The organism is Aestuariibaculum suncheonense, from assembly GCF_014596935.1.
In the GTDB taxonomy this organism is placed as follows: Bacteria; Bacteroidota; Bacteroidia; order Flavobacteriales; family Flavobacteriaceae; genus Aestuariibaculum; species Aestuariibaculum suncheonense.
In genome coordinates, this window is record NZ_JACVXC010000052.1 from 1 (window position 1) to 249 (window position 249).

A 249-nucleotide genomic window follows, 5' to 3' on the forward strand; every position below is an offset into this window, starting at 1 on the left:
AGCACGTCAATCTATTGAATCTTTAATGGATATTGCCCCAAAAGAAGCGTTAATTCGACGAGGCAATGAAGAAATGATGATTCATGTTGATGATATTCAAGTTGGAGACATCATGATTGTTAAGCCCGGTCAAAAGTTAGCAATGGATGGAATAGTGGTTAAAGGTACATCGACATTAAATCAGGCTGCGATTACAGGTGAAAGTGTTCCAGTAACGAAAACCACAAATGATGAAGTATTTGCAGGAAC

The 249-nt window shown here is 38.2% G+C and carries 1 protein-coding gene; it reads left to right on the plus strand.

Annotation, left to right across the window (positions count from 1 at the left end; genetic code table 11):
• Positions 1-249, plus strand: a 249-nt coding sequence (locus ICJ84_RS16705) for a P-type ATPase (RefSeq protein WP_455423515.1), incomplete at both ends; no start/stop codon positions are given.